Below are 8,307 nucleotides of genomic sequence, written 5' to 3'. Positions count from 1 at the left end.
TGGCGTCCGGCTCACGGGCGCCGCGCGTCCGGCCCACGGCGCCCGGAAAGCCGACGAGCCATGCGCACCGCCTTCGTCACCCTGCTCCTTCTCCTCCTGACGAGCCTTTCCCCCACGCCGGCCGGGGCGGCGGACAACGGCGAATGGTCGGTCAGACCCGCGGACTCCACGATCACGCCGCGGGCGGCCTTCGAACTGCCGGCCCGGCCCGGCACCACGCTCACCGACCGCGCGGTCGTCACCAACACCACCGCCGCGGAGCTGACGTTCCGCCTCTACGTCGCCGACGCCCACAACACGGAACGCGACGGCGGACTGGCCGTACGCGGCATCGAGGAGACCCAACGGGACGTCGGCGCCTGGGGAAAGCCCGAGCAGGACACCGTCACCGTGCCGGCCCGCTCGGCGGTGACGATCGGCATCACCCTCACCGTCCCCCGCGACGCCCCACCCGGCGACCACGTGGGCGCCCTCGTCGCGGTCGACACCCGTGTACGGCCTGCCGACGGCTCCCACCTCGGCGTCCAGCGCGGTGTCGGGGCCAGGATCTACCTGCGTGTCGAAGGACACGAACAACCCGGCCTGGCCGTGGAGGACGTACGGTTCACGGCGCGGAGCCCGCAGATACCGTGGACCGGCACCCGCAAGTCGACCGCCTCCTACACCCTGCACAACACGGGAAACGTGAAGCTCACCCCCAGGGTCTCCCTCCGCGTCGGCGGTGTGGTCGTGGGAGGGCCCGGCGAACGGCGGCTCGCCGACGTACCGGCCGAGCTGCTCCCGGGGCAGAAGGTCCGCCTCACCGAGACCTGGGCGGGAGCCCCCTTCGCGGGCTGGGGGCAGGTCACCGTCACGGCGAGCGCGGACAACGTCCGCGGCGTGGGAACCGACCGCTTCCTGAAGATCCCGTGGCTCATCGCGCTGTGCCTGGCACTGCTGTCGGCCGCCTGGTGGCTGCTCCGCCGGCGCAGGCGCCGGGCCGCCCGCGCGACAGCGACCGCCACCCATGACTGACCCCCACGCGATCGAGCCGACATTTGGCCGAAGCCCGTTCTTCACGAGCGCCGCTCTCGACAGATCGGCGCAGGTCGGAGACTCGGACGTGCGCGGGGACGAATAAGGGACTGCTTGACACCGACCCCTCGGCCCCCCAGTCTCATCCCGATCCAACGTTTGATTTTGTTCGTACACGTTGAATCATGGTTGCTTCTCGGGTGGTCGACGCTTGCCTACGTCGTCCTCATGCCCTGGCGGGCGCTCAGGCCATCCGATCCGCCCGAACGCTCTCCAGGAGGTAGATCATGGACAAGGCGTTACCCCGCACCATCGCACTCGTGACCGCGGTACTCGGCCTCACGCTGGCCCTCACCGGCCCGGCGGGCGCGACACCCGGCCTGCCCACGCCCGAAGCCTCGGCGGACGGCACGCTGGTGAGCAGGACCGGCGCGACCGTCACGGTGACTGCCGCCGTGGGACTGAGCAACACCATCTCGGTGTGGCAGGCCGGCGACACCATCCGGGTCAGGGACACCGGCGACACCGTGACCGCCCTGGGCGGATGCCGGGCGGTGAGCGCCCACGAGGCCGTCTGCCCGGGGGCCGGCAGCCTGACCGAGCTCGTCGTCCACGCCGGTGACCAGGCCGACGACGTCACGTCGTATCTGGAGAGCCCGGGGGTGACCCTCGTCGGTGGTGCGGGAGACGACAGTCTCTACGGCGGCGGCGCCAACGACACCCTGGAAGGCGACGAGGGCGCCGACTTCCTCTCGGGGGGAGGCGGCAACGACACGCTCACCGGCTCCAGCGGCCGTGACCGGATCTTCGGCGGCCCCGGCAATGACTCGATCGAGGGCCTGGGCGGTTCCGACGTCATCAACGCCGGCGCAGGGAACGACGTGGTGAGCGGCGGCAACGGCAACGACCAAGTGATCGCGGGAACCGGAAACGACTTCGTGGACGGCGGTCCGGGCCGGGACACCCTCGACGCCGTCGACGAGGTCGGCGGCAACGACTACGTGCGTGGGGGCGACGAGACCGACACCTGCCGCGCCGACCTGGGCGACAGCGTCACCGAATGCCCGTGACCGACCCGCTGGAGCGGGGACGGACGCACCCGGCCCCGGACCCGATGCACGTGCCCACCACGAACGCGGACCGACGACGAGGGAGAAACACGAACATGGCAGTGCGACACATAGGCGCGTTACTCACCGCGGGAGCACTTCTGTGCGCCGCGTCGGCAGGCACCGCCGCCTCGGCGGCACCCCTCCCCTCCGGGCCTCGCGACCTCGCGGGCGCCACGGTGGTCGAGATGTCCGGCGGCACCCTGCTCGTCACCGCCGGTCAGGGGGTGGACAACGACATCACCATCCGCCGCCAGGGAGACGTCGTCCTGATCTCGGACACCACTGCCGAGGTACGCGCCTCGGCCCCCTGCGAAGCCCGGGCACCGGGCACCGTGGCGTGCCCGCTCCCCACGGATGTTCAGGCCCGTGGCCAGGACGGCGACGACACCATCACGGTCTCCCCGAACCTCGACGCCCCGGCCACCCTTTACGGAGGTAGCGGCAAGGATCGGCTCAACGGCGGCCCGCAGGCCGACCGCCTCGTGGGCGACGAACCGGCCGGAGTCCTCGGCCTCACGGCGGCGACCCCCGGCAACGACACCATCAACGGCGGGCCGGGCAACGACACCATCTTCGGCCTCGGCGGAAACGACACCATCAGCGGCGGGCCGGGGAACGACACCCTCAACGGGAACGAGGGCAACGACACTCTCAACGGCGACGCCGGTAACGACACGCTGACCGGCGAGGGTGGCAACGACACCCTGAACGGCGGTGAGGGCAGCGACACCCTCGTCGCCGCCGACGGCGTCAATGCCAACGACAGCCTCGACGGCGGGCCCGCGTTCGACTCCTGCACCCGCGACACAGGCGACGCGATGGTCAACTGCCCCTGACCAAAGGGCCGGTGTGCGCCTCCGGAGGAACGGAGGCGCACACCGGCCTGTACGGGACCCGTCGCTCGGCAGGAAGGTCAGGGATGGATGTGCACGGCGGTGTCGTCGATCATGAAGTAGGTCGGGGCGGACAGATCCTCCCTGGCCGTGAACGCCAAGGTCACGAACTGCCCTGCGACCGCGTCGAGTTCGATGGTCCGCCGGACATAGCCGGCGCTCGCGTCCAGATTCGAGAACGTCACCGGACTCGCGCCGTTCACATGGACGGTCAGCTTGTCGTACGGGACGTCCGTGGTCTCCTCCCTGGTGACGACCCGCAGCCAGAAGCTGACCGTGGCCCGGCAGCCGTACGGGATGAAAGCGGCCTGGGTCAGTGTGTCGGTCACCGAGCTCCCGTGACCTCCGAGCAGGGCCTTCCACGAGCCCGTGCGCGCGGGCAGCCAGGAGTTGTCGGCAGTGATCAACGACGAATTGGCATTGGCCTTCCAGGCCTTCGGCCCCGACTCGAAGCCGGCGTTGTCGAGCAGTTGTGTCGTGGTGCAGTTGCCCGGGGTGTAGACGAGCCAGGAGAACGAGACCACGTCGATGGCTCCGGTCGAGTCCTCCGCCGTGAGGGTGACGGCCGAGGTGCCGTCCGTGGTCGGAGTGCCGCTGATCGCGCCGGTCGAGGAGTCGAGGGTCAGGCCGTCGGGCAGCACAGTGGCCGCATAGGTCAGTGTGGCTCCCGGGTTGCCGGTGACGGCCCGGATCCGGAGGTCGACCGCTGCGGTGGTCGTGGAGACCTGGTTGCCGGGGCTGGTCAGCGTGACTCCCTGGACCATGCGGGGGCCGACATTGACGGCCGCCCAGGCGTTGCCGACATTGTTGTAGACGACTCCGCCCTTTCCGTACAGGTCGGCGGCGGCCTCCAGCGTGGCGGTGCGCGCGCCCGCGTAGTCGGTGGTCGACGTCATGTAGGTCGTCAGCGCCCGGTACCAGATCTTGGCAGCGGCTTCGCGGCCGATCGGATTGACCGGCTTGCCGTCGTGCGTCGGTGAGTCGTAGGTGACACCGTTGACGAGCTTGGCGCCGCTGCCCTCGGAGGCAAGGTAGAACCAGTGGTTGGCGGGGCCCGAGGAGTGGTGGACGTCGATCCGGGAGATGCCCGGGTACCAGTGGTCGGCGGAGTCCCCGTCCTTGGAGGGCCGGTCCATGTGGCGCAGCGGCGTGCCGTCGCCATTGATGTCGATCTTCTCGCCCTCGAGGTAGTCGCCCGGGTCGGACGGGTTGTCCGCCCAGAACTCCACCACGGCGCCGAAGATGTCGGACGTGGCTTCGTTGAGCCCTCCCGACTCCCCGCTGTAGCGCAGGCCTGCCGTGAAGGAGGTGATGCCGTGCGTCATCTCGTGCGCGGCCACGTCGATCGAGGTGAGGGGGTTGGTGTTGTAGGCGCCGTCACCGTAGGTCATGCAGAAGCATTGGTCCCACCAGTAGGCGTTGGAGTACGCGTTCCCGAAGTGGACCCGACTGTGGGCGGAGACACCGTCGTTCCTGATGCCGTTGCGGCCGTGGACGCCCTTGAAGTAGTCCCAGGTCAGCTGGGCCCCGTAGTGGGCGTCCACGGCGGCCGACTGGCGATCGCCCGGGCTGCCGTCGCTCCAGACGTCGTCGGCGTCGGCGAACAGTGTGCCGGGCGCCTCGTCGTCGGAGGCGTGTCCCAGGTCGGTGGTCCTGTTGCCGCCGCGGGTGTCGTCCTTGAGGAAGTAGCTGCCCGTGGCCCCCGAGGTGCCGAGGGTGACCTGGCCGCCGTACTGACCGTGGCCGATGCCGTTCTTGACGGCCTGGTACTCGAAGATCGCGCCGCCCGTCCTCGCGTCGGTGACGACATGCAGTTCCGAGGGCGTGCCGTCGCGCTGGAGGCCGCCGACGACGGTCTCCCAGGCCAGCGCGGGGCGACCGGAAGCGGCCCAGACGACCTTGCGCACGGATCGGGGATTCGGGTCCTTGGTGCCGTCGGTCCTCGCCCGGCCGACGGCGAAGGACACCGCGGAGTCGGCCGCCACCGAGGCCGTGGTGGAGGGCACGGCGATGGCGGCACGCGCTGCCTTGGTGACGCCCTTGACGGCTCCTCCCGGCGTGGTGTGGACCACCAGGTCGCCACCGAGCACGGGAAGTTGGGCGAACGTGCGGTCGTGGCGCGTGTGCAGCGTGCCGTCCGCGTCCTTGAGGACCGACGTGGGCACCAGATCCTCCTGCCCGCCCAAGCCCAACGCCTTCGCGACGGCAGACCGGCTCGCGCGGGCACCGGCGAGGAGGGCCGCGTTCTCGTCCGTGGTCTGCCGGACGTTCGCGGCGCCCGCCTTGGGCGGGTCGGTGCCGGGCTCCGCGGCCGCCGCCGTGCCGGCCGCGACCGCGGAGGGAAGGCCGGTGGCGAGCACGGCGGCGCCGCATAAGAGGGCACCCGCTCTCACTGTCCTGTGGAGGGTTCGTTTCACTGTGACTCCCGGTGCGGGGACCGGCGTTCGCCGGCCGAAGCGGTCCGGGCGGACCTGTTCGAATCCGCCCGGCGGAGCTGATCTCACAGTTCGGGGCGCGTCCTGGCGCGATGCTGCGGCCCGCCACACGCATGCGGCCGATGCCCGCAGGAGCGCCGGAGGGAATGTTAACGTAAACACGACGGCTCGGCCAAGGCCGCCGGACTCCCGCCGCTTCCCCGCGCTCGGGGTCGCCGCATGCGCACCGGCGGCATCACCGGACACCGCCGCAGCCTCGGGCCACACGTACGGACAGTCCGTCCCGGACGGGCCTGCCCTCCGGGCGGGGAACACGCCTCGTCCGGAGGGCGGGTCCGCCCGTCAGATCACCACGAAGGCGAGCCAGGCCGCGCCCGGGGCGATCGCGCACACGCCCGCACCCCAGCGCAACAGGTTGCGGTACGTGTCCGAGCGCAGTGGTTCCGGCGCGTTGGCGACCACCAGGGCCCCGTTGGTGGAGAAGGGACTCGCGTCGACGATCGTCGAAGCCGAGGCGAGTGCGACGACCAGACCCGTGGTCGTGATGGAGCCCGAGGCGAGGAACGGGGTCGCGAGCGGCATCAGAGCACCCAGAATGCCGGTGGTGGAGGCGAAGGCCGACACGACGCCCCCGACGTAGCAGATCAGCAGAGCGGCCATGAGCGGAGCACCCACTGCGGCGATCGTCTCCCCGAGGGAGTCGACGACCCCGAGTTTCTGCAGCAGGGCGATGTAGGTGACGATCCCGCAGACGAGCAGCACGACGGGCCAGGCGATCTCCTTCGCGGCCCGCTGGGCGGTGGCGCGGAAGGCTGTGGCCAGGGCCGCGGCCAGGGTGAGCGCGAACAGGCCCGTGTCCAGGGAGAGGACGGTGGTGCCGAGAACCAGGAGCACCATCGCCAGCAGGGTTGCCCCCTGTTCGGCGTTCAGGACGGGTGAGGTCGCCGCCGGCGCGTCTGCGTCCTTCGCGGGCGCGGCCACCGCCCGGCGCCGACGGCCGAAGACCAGCCAGGTCACGAACGCGGCGGCCAGGTTGATGGCGAAGGTGCCGCCGAAGAGCGCCGCCCCGTCGACGTGCAGGTCGTTCGCGGCGAGGGACGAGTGCACGATGCCGCCCAGGATTCCGGTGGGTGCGAAGCTTCCCGCGGCGGCCCCGTTGACGGCCATCAGCCCGGCGTACAAGGGGCTCATCCCGTGGCGCACGGCGAAGGTGATGCCGATGGGCGCCACAATGGCGACCGCCGCCGGGGAGGCGGCACCGGTGGCGCACAGCAGCGTGGCGAGCAGGAACAGGACCCAGGGCACGACCTCCACCCGGTTGCCGGCGGCACGGACCGCCGAGTGGACCATCCAGTCCACCGTGCCGTTGGCGCGGGCCATGCCGAACAGGAAGGTCACGGCGACGAGTACCACGAACATCTCGGCCGGGAAGCCTGCCAGCACCTCCTTGGCGGGGTGTCCGAGCCACACGACGCCGAGCAGGAAGGTGGCGGTCAGGGCGAGGACACCCATGTTGAGGCCGGTGAGGGAGGCCAGAACGAAGACGACGGCGAGGACCAGCACACCGATCAGTTCCGTGTTCATGACGTTCCTCCGTCGGGTGCGTGCTCGAGGGGCGTGTCGATCCAGGCGAGGACCGCGTCGGTGTGCTCGCCCAGGGCGGGTACCGGGCGGAGCCGGGCGGAGGTGCGTCCGCCCACGGTGACGGGAGGGACGAGACCGAGCAGTTCCCCGACGGGGCTGTCGAAGGGGGCCCAGCGGCCACGGGCCCGGAGCTGCTCGTGCGCGCTGAACTCCTGCACGGTGCGCTGCCCCGCGTGGGCGATGCGGGCGCCGTCCAACCTGTCGACGAGCTCCGCGGCGCTCAGCGCCAGGGTGGTCTCCCGTACGACGGCGTCGAGTTCGGCCCGGTGGACGACGCGGTCGGCGTTGCCCCCGAACCGGGGGTCGTCGGTCAGGTGGGGCCGGTCGAGCACGGCCTCGCAGAACGCGGCCCACTCGTGGTCGTTCTGGAGACCGAGGATCACGCTCTGACCGTCACGCGTGGGGAAGGGCCCGTAGGGGGCGATCGTCGCGTGGCCGGCTCCGGTACGGGCGGGAGCCGTCCCGCCGTAGCGGGTGAAGTACTCGGCGTACCCCATCCACTCGCCGAGCGCCTCCAGCATGGAGACTTCCAGCCGGATGCCCCGGCCGGTACGGGTCCGTTCCAGGAGCGCCGTGAGGATGCCGGAGTACGCGTACATGCCGGCGCAGATGTCGGCGATGGACAGGCCCACCTTGGACGGGGTCTCGGGGGTTCCGGTGATGGCGAGGAGCCCGGCCTCGGCCTGTACGAGGAGGTCGTACGCCTTGCGCTCACGGTACGGGCCGGTTCCCCCGTATCCCGAGATGTCGCAGGTGATCAACTCGGGTCTTTCACCGGCGAGTCGCTCGCTGCCGATGCCGAGGCGAACAGCGGCGCCCGGGGCGAGGTTCTGCACGAGGACGTCGGCCCGGTCGACCAGGGCGCGCAGCCGCCGGTTGCCCTCGGGCGACCGCACGTCGAGCTGAACGCTCTCCTTCCCCCGGTTGAGCCACACGAAGTGGCTGGACATACCGCGCACCGTACGGTCGTAGCCGCGGGCCAGGTCGCCGGTGCCGGGCCTTTCGATCTTGATGACACGGGCGCCGAGATCGGCCAGCTGACGGGTGGCGAAGGGCGCCGCGACGGCCTGTTCGAGCGAGACGACGACAAGGCCGGCGAGCGGTCCGCCGGCTGATGTGCCGTCAGGTTCGGTGCTGCGCCCTGCGGCTGGGCGGTGTGGGGGATGCGGCTCGGGCATAGGGGCCCTCCGGGTCGGTCGGGATGTGTGG

Annotated in this window: 6 protein-coding genes; 3 read left to right on the top strand and 3 right to left on the bottom strand. The window is 71.0% G+C overall.

Annotated elements, in window-relative coordinates:
* The first annotated feature begins 60 nt into the window (after positions 1–60).
* The 3 genes from AB8A24_RS06265 (at position 61) to AB8A24_RS06255 (ending at position 2,962) form a co-directional block, all read left to right on the top strand.
* Complete coding sequence (locus AB8A24_RS06265) at positions 61–1,014, top strand: DUF916 domain-containing protein (protein ID WP_369475066.1); 954 nt, start codon at positions 61–63, stop codon at positions 1,012–1,014.
* A gap of 287 nt (positions 1,015–1,301) precedes the next feature.
* A complete protein-coding gene (locus AB8A24_RS06260; protein ID WP_328964956.1) occupies positions 1,302–2,084 on the top strand; it encodes a calcium-binding protein in 783 nt (260 codons plus the stop codon).
* Positions 2,085–2,179: 95 nt separating this feature from the next.
* Positions 2,180–2,962 carry a calcium-binding protein gene (locus AB8A24_RS06255; protein WP_369475064.1) on the top strand — a complete coding sequence of 261 codons (783 nt, stop codon included), beginning with the start codon at positions 2,180–2,182 and terminating at the stop codon, positions 2,960–2,962.
* Positions 2,963–3,039: 77 nt separating this feature from the next.
* Here the strand turns inward: AB8A24_RS06255 and AB8A24_RS06250 are convergent, their stop codons facing one another.
* The 3 genes from AB8A24_RS06250 to AB8A24_RS06240 form a co-directional block, all read right to left on the bottom strand.
* Positions 3,040–5,379: a M4 family metallopeptidase gene (locus AB8A24_RS06250; protein WP_369475063.1), complete on the bottom strand. Its 2,340-nt coding sequence runs from the start codon at positions 5,377–5,379 to the stop codon at positions 3,040–3,042.
* A gap of 417 nt (positions 5,380–5,796) precedes the next feature.
* Entirely contained in the window at positions 5,797–7,038 is a 1,242-nt protein-coding gene (locus AB8A24_RS06245; protein WP_328964954.1) for an SLC13 family permease, read from the bottom strand.
* A complete protein-coding gene (locus AB8A24_RS06240; RefSeq protein WP_369475062.1) occupies positions 7,035–8,276 on the bottom strand; it encodes a CaiB/BaiF CoA transferase family protein in 1,242 nt (413 codons plus the stop codon). The genes AB8A24_RS06245 and AB8A24_RS06240 overlap by 4 nt, the downstream gene beginning before the upstream one ends.
* Between the last annotated feature and the right edge of the window lie 31 nt (positions 8,277–8,307).

This window comes from Streptomyces sp. BF23-19, assembly GCF_041106355.1.
GTDB classification, from domain to species: Bacteria; Actinomycetota; Actinomycetes; order Streptomycetales; family Streptomycetaceae; genus Streptomyces; species Streptomyces virginiae_A.
This window is presented reverse-complemented; position numbering and strand designations above follow the sequence as displayed.